The organism is Roseibium sp. SCP15 (assembly GCF_040329435.1).
Taxonomy (GTDB): Bacteria; Pseudomonadota; Alphaproteobacteria; order Rhizobiales; family Stappiaceae; genus Roseibium.
Window position 1 is genome coordinate 674,348 of sequence record NZ_JBDZYI010000003.1, and the last position, 18,653, is coordinate 693,000.

Genomic DNA, 18,653 nt, shown 5'->3' on the forward strand with positions numbered 1-18,653 from the left:
TATGAGTCACCACATCCTCATCGTTGAAGATGACCGGACAACGCGTATGCGCCTTTCAGCTTACCTGAAAGGCCTGGGTTATCGCGTTAGCGAGGCGGAAGATGCCGAAGAGATGGAACACATAATCAGCTCCGACCCGGCTGAACTTCTGCTGGTCGACATCAATCTGGATGGCAAGGATGGCCTGACCATAACCCGGGAACAACGATCCAGGTCAAAAGTCGGCATCATTCTTCTTACTGCCCGGGACGATCAGGTCGACAAGATTGTCGGGCTCGAAATGGGTGCTGACGATTATGTCACCAAACCATTCGACAAGCGCGAACTGGCTGCCCGGGTGAAGAACCTCTTGTCAAGAATTTCCGATATTGGCCAGGCTCCCGAGGGTGCTTCTGCGGTCGACACTTTCGGCCCCTGGCGTTTCGATCGCATTCGTAGAAGGCTGGTCTCGTCCGCACGCGTTGAAATGCTGACACCACAGGAATTTGAAGTGATGTCCGCATTGGCGTCGCATCCCGGCCAAACCGTGAGCCGGGTTCGCCTGTCCGAAATGCTCGGTCGCGGTTCGCATCGTTCCAACGACCGGATGATTGATGTCGTTGTCGGCCGTCTGCGCAAGAAACTGGAAAAAGATCCGGCCAATCCGGAGTGGATTTTGACGGAACACGGTCAGGGCTATCACTTTGTCGATCCGAGTTCGTCCTGAAGCCCGGCCTTCACGGCCGCATCCGTGAGCCTTTCTGCCGCGACCCTTGCTTCCTCTACCAGTTTGAGTATCAGGTCTGTACCAATCTCGTCTTGCAGTTTCTCAACCTCTGCCAGCGTGTTGCAGAATTCATCGAGCCGGAAATTGGAGGCTGCCCCCTTGAGCCGGTGGGCTGCTTTGGATCGCAAGTCGTTCGGCGATGTCCGGATGGCTTCAACGGCTTGTGGCAAATCCCCAAGAAATTCACGGATGAGTTTTGCCGTCGTTTCCAGTCCTAGGTCACAAATGTCTTCGCGAAGGCTTTCAAGCACAGCGTCGTTCGGCGCTTTCGAGCAGCCTGTTTGAGACAGCAGCTCCGCAAGATCCCGCGGAGATACCGGCTTCGGCAATATACGCGCCACATTCAGCCGGGTCCTGTTTTCGGCCGTGTCTTCAATCAAATGAGCCGTTAGGGCAACCAGCAAGGGAGTATCATTTTCTTCCCCGATCCGCCTTGCGACTTCCTCGCCTTGCATATCAGGCAAATCCAGATCGATAAGAACCAGATCAAAAGGCGTTTTGGTGCTGGCGGTGATACCAGCTTTTCCTGTCTCCGCCTCGCTGACGTTGCAGCCAAGCCGTTCCAGGTAGCCGCGCGCGACCATCCGGTTCACAGCATGGTCGTCAATCACCAGGACAGTTCGCTCAATTGGGATATGGTCTGGAGGCACCTCATCTTTGGCAACTTGCTCCATATTGCCCGGCATCAACGGAACGGTAAGGGTAAATCGACTCCCAACACCCGGTTCGCTGTCAACGCTCAGGGCGCCACCCAACGCTTCGGTCAGATTCCAGGCGATGGCCAATCCCAGACCCGCCCCTTCAATTCCTGCACGTTTCACTTCATCCGCGCGCATATAAGGATCGAAAGCGTTGTCGATCGCCTCACGTGTCATCCCAAGCCCCGAATCGATGACAGAGAAACTCACCGCAATCAGGTCGCCTGTTTCCGAGAACCCATGCTCCACCGAAAGGGTTACAGCTCCACGATTGGTGTATTTCACGGCATTGGATATCAGGTTGCTTACGACCTGCCGGATTTTCACGACATCTCCCAGAAGCACCAGTGGTTCGACTTCCACCAAATCTACAACGGGCTCGATCCCCTTTTCGGCTGCAAGAGACTGCAGCTGCTGCCCCATCTGTCCGACAAGTTCACGCAACATGAAATGGACCGGGTTGCCTCGGTTGGCCTGATCCTCGCTGCCGGCGTAATTCAGAATGTCATTGGTTATGTCCAGCAATTCACGCGCCGAACGACGCGCGATACGTACCCTTTCCAGTTTGTCTTTCTCAAGTGTTTCGCCCTCCAGAAGTCCTAGCATTCCAATGATGCCATTGAGAGGAGTGCGAATTTCGTGGCTCATTCTGGCGAGAAATTCGGTCTTGCTCCGATTTGCAGCTTCGGCATCGGCGCGTGCGGCGTCTGATTCCTTCATCTGCGCCACAACATCTCCTGTCCTGGCAATCACTGCCTGTTCCAGATGCTCCCGCAGACGGACGGCGTCCCGCGCCCTGTGACGCAAGACATTCAATGCCTTTTCCATGCGTCCGATTTCGTCATGCCCGCTGATAGGCAACGGTTGGCCGTATTCACCTTCAGCCACCGACACAATGCGCCGCGACAGGTTTCCGAGACGGGCAACAAACTGCCTGCGCGCGTAGACCCAGAGCAGTCCGCCTGCAACCAACGAAATTGCCACAACAACGAGAAGAACAAGGTTCAAGAGCGAAAAACGTTGCTTTGCGTCGCTGATCCTTGCGACGCTCCGAGTCTGAACCGCATCGCGGGTCTGCCAGGCCCCTTCTGTGAGTTGCGAAACGACCTGCTTCAGTCGATTGCTGGCTTCAGTAATCTCGCCCTGCAATGCGATTCTGAACTTCTGACGTTCGATGAGCCCTTTCGCGAAGGTTGCTTCTTCGTAGCGTCGCAACAGCGCTCGAACTTCTTCTTGCGCTGACGGAGACGGCAGATAACCGACTCGTCGCTCTGCCAAGGCGATTTGATCGGAGATCTCCGCCCGGACCTCATCGATTTCTTCCGAAGTCGTAATTCCGGGTAATTGTTGCAGTCTCAACTGTACAGCTTCAATCAGACGTGTCAGTTCCGCCAACCGTTCAAAGGAAAAGAAATGTCTGTCGGCAAGTTCATCGAGCGCCGGTTGCGGGTTTTCGTCAGGCTTGGCGTAAATGCCGGTGATCCCTGCAGTTATCTTCAACCTTGAGAGGTCTGTTTCCACCTCGATCAACGCGCTCAAACGCGTTCCGAGCTTCGCAAATTCCGCTTTTTCCCGCTCGATCCACTCCCTTTGCCTGAGCACTTCCTGAGCACTGACGGTCATTCGGTTGACGATTTCACTCGCTTGGGTTTCCTGAAAGGAAACGTTTCCGCCCGTCATTTCCCGCAGCGATCGGGCTCCGTTTTCGATGCTTTCTACCGTGGATCTCAGGGCTGAAGCGATTTCTTCGAGATCCTTTCTACTGTCCACCTGCACGAACGTTCCGGCGAGTGAGCCGACAACCTCTGCCGACGCACCGATGCGGCTTGCCAGTTCCATTGCCGGCAAGTCCGTCTCTATGAGTTCAGTATGGATTCTCACGAAGTATCGATTGACGCCGATGGCAGCTATACCAACAAGGATAGCAAGCGCCCCCATGGCAGAAATGATCTGGACCAACCGCGTGTCAAATTTCGTACGTCGCATGGCGAGATATTACGAAACGTCTCCAACCCGGACAATTGCGGCTATTGGTCTGGGGGTGGCACTTTGCTTGACGCCGGCAACGGCAGGCACCGGCCGGTCCGTTTGCGTTTTGGTTCCTCACTTCAAGGACGAGTACTGGCTAAGTGTCGGTTATGGACTGGAGCAGGAAGCTGCACGCCAGAAACTGGAGCTGTTGTTCTTTCAGGCAGGAGGCTACCGCGCACGTGCTCAGCAAATCGAGCAGATCGAGACGTGCGTCAAACACGGAGTAGACGCAATCCTGATCGGAGCGGTCACCTCCGATCACCCTGATCTGATAAATGCAGTGGCCGAGGCGTCCAGTTTCCAACCGGTGATCGGCCTGGTCAATGAGTTGCATGCCGAAACACTCAACGCCCGCATTGGCGTCGATTGGCGCGACATGGGGGCTGCCGTCGGCCTTCATCTGTCCGAAAGACACCCTGAAGGTTCATCGCCGGCAACGGCAGTCCTTATCTCTGGCCCGAAAGAGGCGGGATGGACAGCTCCACTAGAGGAAGGATTGCGGGCAGCCTTGAATTCAAGCTCAGTTGAAATTCTGGAGGTGATGGGAGCGGATACCGGTCTGCGCCAACAGCTGGAACTGGTCGAGACGGCGTTAGAAACCTACCCGGATGTCGATTACGTGATAGGCAGCGCTCCCGCTGTGGAAGCTGCCATGGGACTGTTCGAAACCAAGGCACGCTCAAATCCTCCGCAACTTTTCTCTACCTATATCAGTCATACGGTCCTGCGCGGTCTGATTAAGGGCAGTGTGGCGGCGGCACCATTCGACGACCCGGCCATGCAAGGCGTAATGGCTCTCAGGCAGGCGGCTCTAGCAGGGGCTCCAGACCAGCGCGAAAAGCAGACGGGTCCGGGTATTCGGCTCCTGACGAGCTCCAGTTCAAAACTCAATACCGTTCAGGTTTCACCTGCCGGTTACTTTCCTGATATCCGCTAGGCTGCATGATTGCGGTTGAAACACGCAAACATCGCACCCTCGATCGTGCAGCGTCCGGGATAGGAATGCGCAGCTTTACTGGCGTGCAGATCCAGGAAGAACCAGTGGCCCTCCACCGACTTCCCTGGTGAGCAGATCCTCAATGGAGACCGGAGGGTCGAGCGGCGGCAAGTCACCGGAGGGTTTGGCCGCAGGTGCCGTTTCGGTGACGGCCGGGTTCTGCCCTTCAGCATCAGCCCCCAGAACGGCGCGGATACGTTCCGCAAATGGCTGGTCATTATCTTGTGTCTGCCCTGCGCTGCTCTGCTGCTGAGGACTTGTATCCGCGTCTTGTGGCAGTTCAATAATGTTTTGCGGTGTAGCATCCGGTTGAAGAGGCTCAGTTTGGCTCTGTTCAAGACGGAGCCGTTCTTCTTCAGCTGCAAGAGCCGCAGCCTGTGCTGCTCGTTCTCTGCGTCCCTTCGCTTCCTTCTGCCTCTTCAGCTCCCGTGCGAGACGATCCCTTTCAAGAATTTCAGCCTGCAGTTTTTCCACACGCTCAACTTCCTGTTCAAAGGCCCGAAGCGTCAAGTATGCCGTGAAGGGCGTTATGTCGACACGGCGGTCAGGCGCTTCCATCGGCCCTTCAAACAGGAGTCCGACCTGTGGTTCGGCACCGGTAACCGCGTCTTCGCCGGGATCGACTTTCAGCGAAAAGTCCGCATCTAGATGGTAGGTTCCCAGGTTGACTTCCGCAGACCCGAAAATTTCGGCCTTTTCGGAATCAACCACGACATTGCGTGCGCTCAACCGGCCTCCGACAAGCGTAAGCGTACCGTCCACCCGTTCAAACGGTAGATTTCCGGCTGCCATATGGCTTACGAAAACCTCGCGGATCTTTTCATCACGCAAATCCAGGCCTGCATCCACCGCTCTGGTAACGAGCGGAAAGGCCTGCGGGTTCAGACCACGAAAGTCGCCCTTTTCCATAGAGAAAGTGCCACCGCCACTCAGGCCTGTGACAATAGCCGAAATGGAACGCCCTGCTCCCTCAAACTCCAGAAACAGATCAAGCGCACCGGCTGCGACAGCTCTGGATTCCGGCCGCCACGCAACCTGGCGCAGATCAGCGTCATCCAGCTTGAACCGGCCGGAAATCGCCGCCTCAGCATCTGAACGGCGCAGCGATAGACTGCCGCTGAAGCGACCACCGGCAAAGGCGCCATTCAAACCGTCAAGTCGTAGCAACGTCGGCGTCAGGCGGATCTCGGCTTTCGGGTTTAAAATGGCCGTTGTTTCATCTACGAGCAGACGGTCGGCATGGAACTGAAGCGTCAGGTCAATGCCATCCAGAAGTGGCGCGCCAAAGGTTGCAGTGGGCCAGATGCTGGAGCCATCCCCGGCTGAGAACCATTGATCAGGACCGAGCACGAGCTCCGATAGTCCCCTGAGATCAGACTGGTTGAGAGTGATTTCTCCGGAGAAACGTCTGTTTCGCTCTCCCGGAGCCGGTGTCAGATCACCTTCAAGGCGACCATCGAACCGGGTTTCGCCAAGCGTCCCGGACGCACTGGAGACCGCAACCGAGGTTCCAACGCCTTCCAGGTTGAGTGTCAGGTCTGCGGGAATGGTACCCGTCATGACCGGCAACACCCGTCCAGCCATCAGCGCTAGTGGTGCAAGATCCTGCGTGCTTGCATTCACCGACATCCGGTATTCCGGTTCGCTGTCCTTCTTCAAGGTGAGCGACCCAAGCGCCAAGATTTCCGAGTCGCCAACTGCGCCATTCATTTCGATGGAAAGGCCGATTTCCGGAATGCCCTTGGCGGTCAGTGCCAGCTGACCTCCGCCAACTGCTTCAACCGGAATGACATTGAACCCGAGTTGCTGCAGGAGCTTGCCGCCATCAGGTCCCTTCAAATCAACGGAAAGGTCAATACCCGCCTGATGCCATGCATCGACCCGCCCCTGCAGCGCCGCACCGATCCTGGTCTGCAATCCGCCCGCCGTGCCCTCAAGTTTAAGGGTCATATCGGTGTCGTCGCCAACGGCTGCCGCTTTGAGTTCTGCATCAAACTTGGCCGGAACGAGGCTCGCGGCTGCATTTTCCAGGCGGCTTGTGATTTCACTGTCCGGAAAAAGTCCTCCGGTCAGCGCAACGAGCCCTGACAGATCGCGCGCATCCAGTGTTCCCGAAAGCCCGCCTTCAGGCGCCGAATAGAGGTTCTCGATCTGCCCGCTAACATCAAGCCTCGCCCCGGCCAGATCCTCTGCAAACAGTCGATCAATCCGAACACCACCATTCGAGTACTCAGCTTCCAGGGTGAGTCCCTTGCCATCTACTCCGCGCGCCACGACCTGTTTGGCCCGCACGCGGACGGACACGTCCAGACCTGATGGATCAGCGGCCTGATTGCCGTTGCCATCTTGTGGCTGAACGAGTGCGGCAAGACCTTCTATCTGGTCCAGATCGAGCTGATCCGCATCCAGATTGAGCGAAAATTCCGCGTTTCCGGAACGCGGTTTTCTGTAGGCCAGTGCCCCTCTGGCTTCCGAGCCGGACAGGGTCAAACGCATATTGTCGAGCGCTGCCCCTTCAGGCACCAAGGTGAGGCGGCCATCAAGGGAGACCGGGTCAATGGTCTTGACGCCCGTGTCCTTCTTTTGCCACCAGCTTAGGAACGACCCCGGCTGGTCGGAACTGACCGAGATTGCGCCACGATAAGTCAACGCGGGTTCAAGACCGAGATCGCCCTGGGTTGCCACCAGCGTACGGCCCGGCAACCGGCCCGCAAGGCGGGCAACACGCCATCCTCCGAGCATGGTTTCCAGATCAAGCCGGACATTTTGAACAATGCCGCCCCCGGCGACGACTGCGGGCACATCAAGTGAGATCGCTCCCTCAACCGGTGGAAGCGGCACAGCGCGAAGCGCAGTAATCAGTTGATTGCTTGCCGCATTGAGTCCGACAGGGTTCTGCGGTCCTCCGCCAAGCAATCTGTCCAGATCGACCTGCTTGGATTGCGCGCGCATTTCAAAGCGCTTGTTTCCGGCATAAACCAGATCCGCGCTCCCGGTCAGGCTGAGGCGCTTGTCTTCAGGGCCATAACGGAACTCGAACTCAGGTACGGCCACTTCCGCGATATCCGCAGCAAACACCCCCTGAGCGGCCCAACTGTTTTCATCGCTATCGTCGAGAGCCACCGATGCAATATTGAAACTGCCTTCAAAGGCAGGTGCTGCATCGGACTGGTTCAGCATTCCGTCAAAGCCGAAATTGACCGGCCAGTCGGTTGGGGTCAGCTCTCCCTTGATCCGTAGGCCAATGTCTTTCTGGGCGCGGCCCGTTGCCAGGCTAACGTTGTACGGAGCGTCGTCAATTGTAAGGCTGCCGGTCGCCTTGAACGGGCCTTCAAGTGTCCGGGCGCTGACAGACAGATTGCTGTTGTCAATCCTGTGCGTTTCACCCGAACGGGCATCCACGATCGAAAGTGCGCCATCGCGGATCCGCACGTTTTCAAATGCGACATCCTCAGGAGCCAACTTGGCAATTGCACCGTCGGAGGTACGTGCGGTCAGCCAGTCGAGTCTGCCCTCCTCATCCAGCGACAAGGCGAGATGCGGGCGGTCAAGTTCCATGTCGATGACACGAATCTCGCCCTTGAGAAGAGGCGGCAATTCAATCCTGATCTTGAACTGGGAGACGACCAGGAGCGGATCTTCAGCTTCTCCCACCCGAACATCGGAAAAACTGATGGACGGCGCCGGCAAAAGGCGCAAATCGGCTTCACCAAGCACGGTTACCTTGTGCCCGAGAGCTCTTTCCGCATAGGTTTCAAATGTGGAACGATAAACCGTCCAGTCGATAAAAAACGGCCCGACCAGCGCTGCCACCAGCACCAGAATGACGGAAATTCCCAAAGTGATATAGACGGAGTTCAGGCCTCTTCTCCTTGTTCACCGGAAATCCTACGAAGTAGGTTTAGCCCATCCTTGCTGCACTGCAAACACAGTTCCCGCCTCCCTCGCAGATTGTTGTTGCTGAAATCCGCAGCGTCCGTAGAGAACAGGCTTGTTGAACTGATTCGATACAATATCATGACTGCGGCAGGATCTTGCCTGGATTCATCACATTGTCAGGATCAAGAGCCGCCTTGATCGCCTTCATTACATCAAGCCCTTCACCGTGCTCCCGGCGCAGATATTTCTGCTTGCCCTGACCGACACCATGCTCTCCCGTGCAGGTTCCGCCCATCTCGATTGCCCGGATCGCCAGGCGCTCGACAAAAGCTTCGGTTTTCTGTTTTTCCTCCGGATCGTCGAGATTGACCAGGATCTGGACATGAAAATTGCCGTCGCCGACATGGCCAACGATCGGAGCAAGCAATCCATTGGACCGGATATCCTTTTCGGTCTCGCTGACGCACTCGGCAAGGCGGGAAATCGGCACGCAAACATCCGTCACCATGATGTCCGCCTCAGGTTTCAGGGTCTTGCCGGCCCAATAGGCATCGTGGCGGGCTGCCCAAAGCTTCGTGCGTTCCTCCGCAATCGTTGCCCATTCGAACGGACCACCGCCAAACTCATCGGCAATTGCCGAGAACATTTCGGACTGCTCGCGCACTCCGGCATCCGAACCGTGAAACTCAAGAAACAAGGTGGGCGTCTCGACCAGTTCCAGTTTCGAATAGGTGTTGCAGGCCTTTACCTGCAGACTGTCGAGGAGCTCGATGCGAGCCACGGGAATTCCCATCTGGATGGTCGAAATGACAGCATTGCACGCGGAGTGGACATCGGGGAAAGGACACACCCCACCCGAGATAGCTTCTGGCTGCCCGTAAAGACGCAAGGTGATCTCGGTAATGACCCCGAGCGTGCCTTCGGATCCGACAAACAGTCTGGTCAGGTCATACCCGGCGGATGATTTCCTCGCGCGACCGCCTGTTGTCACGATACGCCCGTCCGCCGTCACAACCGTCAGTCCCAGAACGACATCCTTCATTGTGCCGTAGCGCACGGCGTTGGTTCCGGAAGCCCGGGTTGCCACCATGCCGCCGATGCTGGCATCCGCTCCCGGATCGATCGGAAAAAACAGGCCCGTATCCCGCAGAAAACTGTTGAGCTGTTTTCGTGTGACACCGGCCTCAACGCGGCAATCAAGATCTTCCGAATTGACCTCAAGAACACGGTTCATCCGACTGAGATCAATCGAAACACCTCCGTGAGGGGCGTTCACATGCCCTTCAAGAGATGAACCTGTTCCGAAAGGAATAACCGGAATTTTGCGATCGGCGCACAGGCGCACGATGTCTGCCACTTCCTGCGTTGTCTCTGCAAAAACAACAACATCGGGAGGTTGGTTCTCAAGCCACGTGGTGGTGTGTGCATGCTGTTCACGAAGCGCCAGCGACGTCGAGCACCGATCTCCGAAGCGTTCTTTCAATGTCGCTTCAAGATCTGAAAGGTCACCACGTTCGCCAGTGGTTCGCTTCGCTTCCATTTGGCCAGCCAGGTCCGGCATGTATCTTTCCTCCAGGCGCGCGGCTGTGCCCCGCAGTCAAAACTGAATATGTTAGCCCAACCCCAAAAGGTCAAAGCCAAATCCGGCTTAGGCGGCAACACTTTGCAGGAATATACTCAAAGGACGGACGATGACTGAAATATGGGCGGAAAAACCCGTTGAAAGCGAAGTCATGACGGTCAACGGGGACTGGATCGACTACAACGGCCATCTGAACATGGCCTACTACAACGTTCTCTTCGATACGGCCGTCGATCAGGTGTTTGAGCGACTCGGACTTGGACCTGACTACGTTACAAACAGAAATGCTTCCTTTTTCACCGGTGAGGTACACGTCTGTTATCTGAGAGAGCTCAGTGCCGGAATGCCGGTAATCGTCACCTTGCAGTTGGTGGACTTCGACTCGAAGCGAGCGCACTTTTACCAGGAACTGCGTCACGCCGAAGAAGGCTGGCTATCGGCAACCTCGGAGCAAATGAGCCTCCACGTGGACATGAATGTCCGCAAAGTGGGTCCATGGCCGCAAGACATTCTGTCCAACATCGAATCTCTGTTCAACGCGCAGGCAAGTCTGCCTCGTCCCGAGCGGGCCGGCCGGCACATTGAAATACCCAAAAAGAACACTTCTTGAGCCTTGTCGGGACAAATGGGAGTGATTTAAGCTTTGGAGTGACATCGCAGGCCTGTTCTTTCGCTGCGACTCGGGCAAAATGAACTCCAAAGACAATGCCTGCTCAAAATCGGCCCGCTTGATGCGCAAAATAATAGAAACCGCCGGTCAACTTCCAGAAATCCTCATCAGCTGGATAACGCCGAACGTGCGCCAGTTCCGGGCCAACCGGCTTCACCTGGTTTGGTTTGTCGCTATCTTTGTCGGTGCACTCGTTGCCTTGGCGGCGATTGCTTTCCGCACGGCGATCGGGCTGTTCCAATGGCCCTGGCTTCGTACGACCACCGAACTCACAATGCAGGCCGCGGCCGAACAACCCTGGTGGGTTATTCTGCTGGCCCCGGCGATTGCCGGGCTGATCGTCGGCTGGATCCTGCATCGCTTTCACCCCTATCAACGCGCAGGCGGCGTTGCCGATGTGATCGAAGCGCGCGCCTATGGTGGTCGCGGTCTCCCACTGAAAGCCGGCCTCTGGTCAGCTCTTGTCACTGCGATCTCACTTGGAGGCGGGGCGAGTGCTGGACGTGAAGGGCCGGTTGTTCATCTGGGAGCAACACTCGGGGCTGCCGTTTGCCGGTACTTCCATCTTCCCGACGCAGCACGGCGCATGCTGCTGGCATGCGCGGTCGCCAGTGGTGTTTCGGCATCATTCAATGCACCCATCGCAGGTGTCTTGTTTGCGCATGAGGTGGTACTTGGGCACTATGCGGTATCTGCCTTTGTTCCGATTGTTCTGGCCTCGGTCGTGGGTACGCTGCTGTCGCGTTTGTGGTTTGGCAATGTGGCGGCCTTTGAAATTCCGCAATACGAAATCACGTCTTACCTTGAAATCCCGGCTTTCGCGCTGCTTGGCCTGACATGTGCGGCTGTGGCCATCATCTTCCAATTCGCTCTGATCGGAACAGACTGGACTGCGCGTAACATCACAATGCCACTCTGGTTTCGGCCCGTCATAGGTGGCCTTGCGGTCGGCGCACTGGGCATCTTCTTTCCAGGCATCCTCGGCGTTGGATATGAAGCCACCGATCTGGCGTTGAAGCACGCGCTGCCGATCAGCACCATGCTGACACTGCTGGTGGTCAAGACAGCCGCGACAGCGATAACGCTGGCATCGCGTTTCGGGGGAGGTATTTTCTCACCTACCCTCTATCTAGGCGCGATGACGGGCGGCGCCTTCGGCCTGATCGCCGCTTCTGTCTTTCCGGAAATGGCCTCCAGTCACGGTCTATATGCGATCCTTGGAATGGGGGCAGTCGCTGCGGCTGTTCTTGGTGCGCCGTTCTCAACCACCGTGATCGTGTTTGAGCTTACCGGGGGTTACGCGCTTTCCATTGCCTTGCTTCTGTCTGTATCCATCGCCACGGGCCTGACGCAGGCGGTTCACGGCAAATCCTATTTCCACTGGCAGCTCGGCATGCGTGGCTGCTTTGTGAACGAAGGGGTTCACCAGTTCCTGAGTGAGACCGTCAAGGTCCGTGATTTCATGGACCCGCCCCCGGAAAACGACGAGGAACGGATCTTCAATCCGGGGGAAGACGGACCATATCTGCATGACACCGACACGCTGGAAAGTGCCTTGAAAAGCTTTGACTCCTGCGGAAAGGCGACCCTACCCGTTGTTCAAAAGGGTGACGCGACCAGGATTGTCGGGCTAGCCCGGCACGTTCGAGGTCTGCGTTACTTCAATGCCGCCCTGATCAAGGCAACAAAGGAAGAGCACCACTAGGCCGGAGACAGTCAGAATTTCGACGGCTCAGTCGCCAGTACTCTTCCCGCATACCTGTGCGATGCTTTGCCTTTCCGGCGAAACTCCCGGTCTTTCAATGCAACGAACAAGCGCGCTTGCCTCCCCTTAAGGCCAGGCAGATTGTAAGGGTCCATCCCGGTCCATGGCAGGAACGGATTTCGTCGCAAGGACCCGTAGATTCCCACTCGGACGGAGGGCTTTTCACTGACCGCGCGCGCATGAAACCCGTGTGTATCCGCAACCACAAGCGTGTTTCCAGGGACCGCAAATCTGACAGGTTCAGGATAATTCAATCGGCCGAGTTGATTTGCCGGAAGACGGAACGAACCACGCGCATGCAAGCGGTTCCTGTCCTCAGAGGCCGTCACGCTCTGTTCGTGTTCCCACGCCAATCTTTCCTCGGTCAGACGATGCGAACCCGGAATGTAGGTAAAAGGCCCTTCCGCATCATCGATGTCATAGAGAAAGAACCAGGACTTGGCTGTCTGATGAAACGTATCGGAGTGGAAGGCCGTCTGCGGATCATCCTTTCGCTTGTCCCCGGGGGTGGTCATAACGATGTGCAGATAGACCAGAGGGTCTCCATCCGTCGACGCGATGTATCTGAGCCCGTTCTGAAACGGTTTTCCCCATACGAGAGCACGCAAGTGCGGTAGGTCCTTCAAGACTTTCGGCGGCAGTGGGATAAAGCGTGTGACTGCATTTCCCTGCCGCATGTCCCAGGCGTCAAACCGAGTTGTTTCGATTTCGTGCCGAAGTCCGGCAAGGTCTTCTTCGGAAAGCAGGTTCCGTTTGGCTATGAAGCCATCTCGTTCGTAAGCCGCCCGCTCGTCCTCACCAACAAGATGTTTCAACCTGCGGCGGCGGGAGTCCGCCATCTTTTCCGCCAGCTTGATGCGCTTTACATGCAGCCCGGACTCATTCAACTGCCGGCTGCCGATTATCGGATTGTCACAGAACGATTTTGCGCCGGTCGCAAGTTCGGCAGCAAAAAGGGGCATCTTCAGGATATCCGCCGCGCGCATCTCCAAGCCTCGCAATCAAAAAATCTTCAAAAACATTTCGCAAGCAACAGGGCCGGTCAAGACCGGCCCTGGACAGCTTTTAGATGGCTTTGGTTGCTTGTTCCAGCCAGATTCGCTCTTTTGCCCCCACGAGCGGCCCGATCTCCTCGCGCACTTTCTCATGGTAGCGGTTCAGCCAATCTCGTTCGTTCGATGTCAGCAGGGACAAATCGACGAGCCTGAGGTCCATCGGCACCAACGTAATGGTTTCAAATCCGAGCACTGGTCTGTCGCCACCCGGAATATCCCTGGCCTCAGTGACAATTTCGAGGTTTTCCAACCGGATCCCATATTCGCCTGCGGGATAGTATCCTGGCTCATTGGAAAGGATCATGCCCGCCTTCAACGGCGTGGTCCCCGTCTTGGCCAGCCTCTGAGGTCCTTCATGAACACCGAGATATGCGCCGACCCCATGACCCGTGCCGTGATCGAAATCCAGCCCGGCCTTCCACAGGTCGATACGGGCGAGCGTGTCGAGCTGTGCACCTGTCGTTCCTTGAGGAAACTTTGCCGTTGATATGGCGATATGACCTTTCAGAACGAGCGTGAAATGCTTCTTCATTTCAGCACTCACCTCACCGACCGCAAGCGTCCTGGTGATGTCCGTTGTCCCGTCTTCATACTGGGCGCCGGAATCAATCAGGAACGGCTTGCCCATCGGGATCTTGAGATTGCTGGCCCGGCTCACACGATAATGGCAGATGGCGCCATTCGGTCCGGCTCCGGAAATCGTGTCGAACGAGATATCCTTCAGCTCGCCGGTCTCGCGGCGAAACTCTTCCAGCTTCTCAGCAACACTGATTTCGTCCAGCTCGCCCTTCGGCGCCTCTTCGTCGAACCAGCACAGGAAGCGTATATAGGCAGCTGCATCACGAATATGCGCGACCCGTGCCCCCTTCAGCTCCGTTTCGTTTTTGACTGCTTTCGGCAGCAAGACAGGATCCTGCGCTTCAACCAGCGAACCACCGGCATCCGTAATGGCATCCGCTATCCCGATACCCGCCAGAGCCGGATCGATCATCACCTTTGACCCCGCTTCGCCGAAAGCTTCGAGACCAGCCTTGAAATCACCTGGTTCTGCAAGATCGGTCAGGTCGGCAAGCACGTCACGAACAGAGTTGGAAAGTTTACGGCCATCGATAAAAAGCGAAGGCTTTCCTTCCGCTGGAACCGTTGCGAAGGACAGCGGCAGCGGCGTGTGGCTCACATCCGAGCCGCGAATGTTGAACAGCCAGGCAATGGAATCAGGTTGGGTCAGAACACAGGCATCGGCTTTTTTGTCCGAGATTGCCGCCTGGATTTCCTCGATCTTTTCCTTCGCAGCCTTGCCAGCAAGCTCAACGGGATAAAGAGACACCTGTCCGACCGGAGGTTCAGGCCGATCTAACCAGACACTGTCGACCGGGTTGTCATCCAGACAAATCAGCTCCGCCCCTGCCTCTTCACAAATTTCCTTGAGCCGGCGGACTTCTCGCACCGTGTGCAGCATGGCGTCGATGCCAAGCTTCTGCCCCGGTTTCAACCGATCCGACAACCATTCGCTCAAGGGTTCGTTGATCAGATGCTGCGCCGGAAAGACATCCATGTCGACTTGCTCACGCACCTGAATGGTGTAGCGCCCGTCCACAAAAATGGCCGCTTCGCTACCCAGAACCGCGGCAGCACCGGCAGAACCGGTGAAGCCGGTGAGCCATTGCAGCCTGCAATCATGCGGCGGAACATATTCTCCCTGATGCGCATCCGCACGCGGGACAAGAAAGCCGTCGAGGCCGCGGCGGGACAATTCGGCCCTGAGAAGCGCTGCATGCGGCGCTCCGCAGGAAGGATCACTTAGATCATCGAAGGACTGAAACATGGCCGAACGGTAGTTTGACCGCCTCCGAGGATCAACCCGGATAATTTTTCCGGAGTTTGCCCTCATACAGGAACAACTTAGTCAAAAATCGCACCGCAGCATTTATCTCGCATATGCGAAGAGTGCAGGGCTGTCATGCGTTTGCAGGCCTACCGAAACAGACGGTTTGGCTGCATATAAGGAGCAACAAAGAACAAGACGTTTCTCCCTAGGGAAGTCTTAATCTTCAAACGGGAATGACTACGATGACTATCGCAACAAGCACTTCTACTCGCTCCGGTTTCATGCGCCGCGCACTCGATCGCATGATCGAAGCACGCTCCGTTCAGGCACGCCGTTACGTCAACGGTTACCTGCTTTCTCTGGATGATGCGACGCTGGCAGCACACGGTTACAACCGCGAGCAGCTGGAGCGTGAAGGCGCAAGCACGAGCGCGTTTTAAGGGGCTCAGGTACTAAAAATACAAATAAAGTACTGTGCACGGAAAAAGAGCTTGTCAGTTGATCTGACAGGCTCTTTTCTTGTTTGAGGCATGATACGTTGGGAAACGTCCTCAGGCGTTCTTGCGTCCCCTGACCAGCGTCAGAGTCAGCCAGCCGTCTTTTTCCCGTCGCCGGTCTAGTACAAAGCCCTGGCAACGATATGCAAACAGGATGCGGGGACCATCCTCAACGCGCAGGCCCGAAAGAACCAGCGTGGCCGTCTGAGTCATATGCTCGCCGATTGATTTCGACATCTTCATCAGCGGTCTGGCCAGGATGTTGGCTATCACCAGATCAAACGGACCGTAGAGCCTGAAGCGTCGATCCTCCATGCCGTTGGCTGTAAAGCCTCGCACGAGATGACGTGCACCATTCAGGCTCGCGTTTTCCAATGCGGTTCTGGTGGCAACCGGATCGATATCTGTCGCCAGAACCCCTTGCCGGGCCTTGAGGGCCGCGGCGATTGCCAGAACGCCGGTTCCTGTTCCCAAGTCCAGAATGCTGTCGTATTCGCGTAGCGACAGAAGCCGGTCGATTTCCTCCAGACATCCGGCTGTCGTACCGTGATGTCCGGTTCCAAATGCAAGTGCGGCTTCAATTTCAAGACCGATGGCACCGGGAGGAACCTTGTCTCGGTCATGCCCTCCGTGAACCATGAACCGACCCGCCTGAACCGGCTTCAGACCTTCAAGGCTCTTCTCTACCCAGTTGATATCCGGAAGTTCTTCAGCTTCCAGCGGTGCAGCGAATGCATCTGCACCTACCCGGTCACGAACGGCCGCAGCAGCGTCTTCGGGCTCCATGTCGAACAACAGGATTTCCGCAGACCAGATGCTCCCGTCCGGTGAGGCTTCGTAGATTGTAACAGGGTTGCCGTCATCCTCGAACGCACGTTCCAGAACTTCCGATATCCGCTTGGCTTCCAGTTCTTCGGCAGTAATCCGCACCCGAATGGTTTTCATGACCCTGTGTGCCTTTGATAATTGTCTCAAGGCGAGCGGTATAGCTTCACCTACCAGGAAGAGCCAGCGCTTTTCCCGAGGTTGAGCATCATCCAGGACCCAATTTGCCCGACCTCTCCATTGTTTCGGACCTTGACCGAAAGAAATACGGACATTATCTGTGGCCTCAGGAGGACGACTTCCGGCGCCGTTCCAAAAGGATCGCAGCGCAACTTATCCCGGGACGACCCGGGCTGAGGTAACGGAAATGTCCTGGATATTCCTGCTCATTGCCAGTGTGTTCGAAGTTGTCTGGGCCTTCTCGCTGAAGGCTTCCGATGGTTTTTCGCGTCTGACCCCTTCCCTGATCACCGTCTCCACGATGATTGCAAGCTTCTGGTTCCTGGCTCTGGCAATGCGTAGCCTGCCACTGGGCACCGCGTATGCCATGTGGACCGGACTGGGTGCAGTCGGCGCCTTCACGGCAGGGGTCGTGTTCTTGAACGAAGCGCTTACTCTGGAACGGTTGATGGCGATCTCGTTGATTGTCGCGGGCCTCGTTCTGCTGAAACTCTCTGCAACTGCATAACACTCTCAAACCGGCACCCGAGGAAGCAAATGGCCAACACAAACCGCACGAACAGAAACCTGATCGAAGGCAATCCCGCTCTCGTTGTTATCGATATCCAGGCCAGCACGTTCATTGACGACAGCCAGCACCGGTCAATCGACAACATGCCCGGCTACAAACAGCGAATGCTGAATTCCCGGCAAGCGATCGACACAGCACGCAGCCGCAACATTCCAGTCATTTTCGTTCAAGAGGTTCATCGGCCGGATCTCACAGACTTCGGCCGTGAACTGGACGGACAGGAGGACGTCCATTGCCTGGAGGGCCAACCTGGAACAGAGCTTGCGGTCCGGGAAATGGATTTTCGTCCGGAGGACTTCCATGTCCGCAAGCGACGCTATTCCGCATTCTTCGGCACTGATTTCGAAATCCTTCTTAAAGGATTGAAAATAGACACGCTTTTGCTGTGCGGCGGCCTGACCGACGTTTGTGTTCACTACACATTTGTCGACGGGCATCAACATGACTATTTCTGCCGCGTAATCGAGGACTGCGTCGCTGGCTCCTCCACAGAGGCACATGACGCTGCCCTGAATGCAATGGAGTATCTGCAGACAGGAGCAAGATGTTCTTTGGAGGATACAAAGGCCGCAATGCTGTCTTTCAGGAACGAGACATGACCTGCATGTTCACCTTGATCTGATCTTCCAGGCAGGAGAAAAACTGGCCTTTTTCCGCGAGCGCTCCACATAATCCGGGAAGAGACCCGTTAACTTGGGCAAGGTGTTCCATGACGGATGTTCGAGAGTTCAGCCAGACAACAGGTGTTGCGGGTTTTCTCGCAGCGCTGGTCTTCTGCGTATTCGCAGCCTTCGGCAATGTCTCGTCTACGGCGCATGCCGCCTCCCCTCCCAAGGACCGGGATGCCCTTTTCGAAGCCCTGAAAAACGCCCCCAATGAGGCTGAAGCGCAACTGATTGAAAACGACATCTGGATGTCCTGGCTCGATGCTGCACCTTCCGAGGAGATCAGATCCAAGCTGGACACAGCCATGCAGCGACGCGATGTATTCGACCTGCAGGGCGCTCGGGATCTGCTCGACGACATCGTGGAACAAGCACCCGGCTATTCCGAGGGCTGGAACCAACGGGCGTTCGTCTATTTTCTACAAGGCAATTACGAGGCCAGCCTGGAGGATATCGAGCGTGCGCTGGCGCTTGAACCGCGCCACTTCGGTGCCTTGTCCGGAAAGGCAATCATCTTCATGACGATGGGACGGGTGCAAATGGGACAGAAGGTCCTTCGAAAGGCAATCAAGATTCATCCCTATCTCAAAGAGCGCAACTTGCTGATCGAGCCAAAGGGCATGGACCTCTGACGAACCGTCAGT

At 56.4% G+C, this 18,653-nt stretch carries 14 protein-coding genes; 8 read left to right on the top strand and 6 right to left on the bottom strand.

Annotation, left to right across the window (positions count from 1 at the left end; all coding sequences use genetic code 11):
• The first annotated feature begins 1 nt into the window (after position 1).
• The gene (locus tag ABLO27_RS17060; protein WP_353034148.1) at positions 2–706 is read left to right on the top strand and encodes a response regulator; all 705 of its coding nucleotides are present in this window, start codon (positions 2–4) and stop codon (positions 704–706) included.
• Here the strand turns inward: ABLO27_RS17060 and ABLO27_RS17065 are convergent.
• Positions 679–3,450: an ATP-binding protein gene (locus tag ABLO27_RS17065; RefSeq protein WP_353034149.1), complete on the bottom strand. Its 2,772-nt coding sequence runs from the start codon at positions 3,448–3,450 to the stop codon at positions 679–681. The two genes, ABLO27_RS17060 and ABLO27_RS17065, sit on opposite strands and share 28 nt — an antisense overlap.
• Between ABLO27_RS17065 and torT the strand changes: the two genes are divergently transcribed.
• Positions 3,428–4,432, top strand: coding sequence for a TMAO reductase system periplasmic protein TorT (gene torT, locus ABLO27_RS17070; protein WP_353034151.1), 1,005 nt, complete (start codon positions 3,428–3,430; stop codon positions 4,430–4,432). The two genes, ABLO27_RS17065 and torT, sit on opposite strands and share 23 nt — an antisense overlap.
• 75 nt (positions 4,433–4,507) lie before the next feature.
• On the opposite strand, the gene ABLO27_RS17075 is transcribed toward torT, so the two are convergent.
• Together ABLO27_RS17075 and ABLO27_RS17080 are read right to left on the bottom strand one after the other, a co-directional pair.
• Positions 4,508–8,332, bottom strand: a complete 3,825-nt coding sequence (locus ABLO27_RS17075; protein WP_353034152.1) for an AsmA-like C-terminal region-containing protein — start codon at positions 8,330–8,332, stop codon at positions 4,508–4,510.
• Between the two features lie 175 nt (positions 8,333–8,507).
• Positions 8,508–9,911: an FAD-binding oxidoreductase gene (locus ABLO27_RS17080; RefSeq protein WP_353035056.1), complete on the bottom strand. Its 1,404-nt coding sequence runs from the start codon at positions 9,909–9,911 to the stop codon at positions 8,508–8,510.
• Positions 9,912–10,062: 151 nt separating this feature from the next.
• Here ABLO27_RS17080 and ABLO27_RS17085 point away from each other — a divergent pair, with 151 nt between their 5' ends.
• Positions 10,063–10,563: a thioesterase family protein gene (locus ABLO27_RS17085; protein ID WP_353034154.1), complete on the top strand. Its 501-nt coding sequence runs from the start codon at positions 10,063–10,065 to the stop codon at positions 10,561–10,563.
• Between the two features lie 121 nt (positions 10,564–10,684).
• On the top strand, positions 10,685–12,328 hold the full coding sequence (locus tag ABLO27_RS17090) for a chloride channel protein (protein WP_353034156.1): 1,644 nt from the start codon (positions 10,685–10,687) through the stop codon (positions 12,326–12,328).
• An 11-nt stretch (positions 12,329–12,339) separates the two neighbouring features.
• On the opposite strand, the gene ABLO27_RS17095 is transcribed toward ABLO27_RS17090, so the two are convergent.
• On the bottom strand, positions 12,340–13,374 hold the full coding sequence (locus ABLO27_RS17095) for a phytanoyl-CoA dioxygenase family protein (protein ID WP_353034158.1): 1,035 nt from the start codon (positions 13,372–13,374) through the stop codon (positions 12,340–12,342).
• 79 nt (positions 13,375–13,453) lie between these two features.
• Entirely contained in the window at positions 13,454–15,268 is a 1,815-nt protein-coding gene (locus ABLO27_RS17100; RefSeq protein ID WP_353034159.1) for an aminopeptidase P family protein, read from the bottom strand.
• A gap of 245 nt (positions 15,269–15,513) precedes the next feature.
• Between ABLO27_RS17100 and ABLO27_RS17105 the strand changes: the two genes are divergently transcribed.
• Positions 15,514–15,711, top strand: coding sequence for a hypothetical protein (locus ABLO27_RS17105; protein WP_352944558.1), 198 nt, complete (start codon positions 15,514–15,516; stop codon positions 15,709–15,711).
• A gap of 111 nt (positions 15,712–15,822) precedes the next feature.
• On the opposite strand, the gene ABLO27_RS17110 is transcribed toward ABLO27_RS17105, so the two are convergent.
• A complete protein-coding gene (locus tag ABLO27_RS17110) occupies positions 15,823–16,713 on the bottom strand; it encodes a 50S ribosomal protein L11 methyltransferase (RefSeq protein ID WP_353034161.1) in 891 nt (296 codons plus the stop codon).
• A 247-nt stretch (positions 16,714–16,960) separates the two neighbouring features.
• Between ABLO27_RS17110 and ABLO27_RS17115 the strand changes: the two genes are divergently transcribed.
• The 3 genes from ABLO27_RS17115 to ABLO27_RS17125 all read left to right on the top strand — a co-directional run bounded on the left by ABLO27_RS17115 (position 16,961) and on the right by ABLO27_RS17125 (position 18,641).
• On the top strand, positions 16,961–17,281 hold the full coding sequence (locus ABLO27_RS17115) for a DMT family transporter (RefSeq protein WP_353034162.1): 321 nt from the start codon (positions 16,961–16,963) through the stop codon (positions 17,279–17,281).
• 29 nt (positions 17,282–17,310) lie between these two features.
• A complete protein-coding gene (locus ABLO27_RS17120; RefSeq protein ID WP_353034164.1) occupies positions 17,311–17,943 on the top strand; it encodes a cysteine hydrolase in 633 nt (210 codons plus the stop codon).
• A gap of 110 nt (positions 17,944–18,053) precedes the next feature.
• Positions 18,054–18,641 (top strand): tetratricopeptide repeat protein, encoded by a 588-nt coding sequence (locus tag ABLO27_RS17125; protein ID WP_353034166.1) that lies wholly within the window; start codon positions 18,054–18,056, stop codon positions 18,639–18,641.
• The last annotated feature ends 12 nt before the right edge of the window (positions 18,642–18,653 follow it).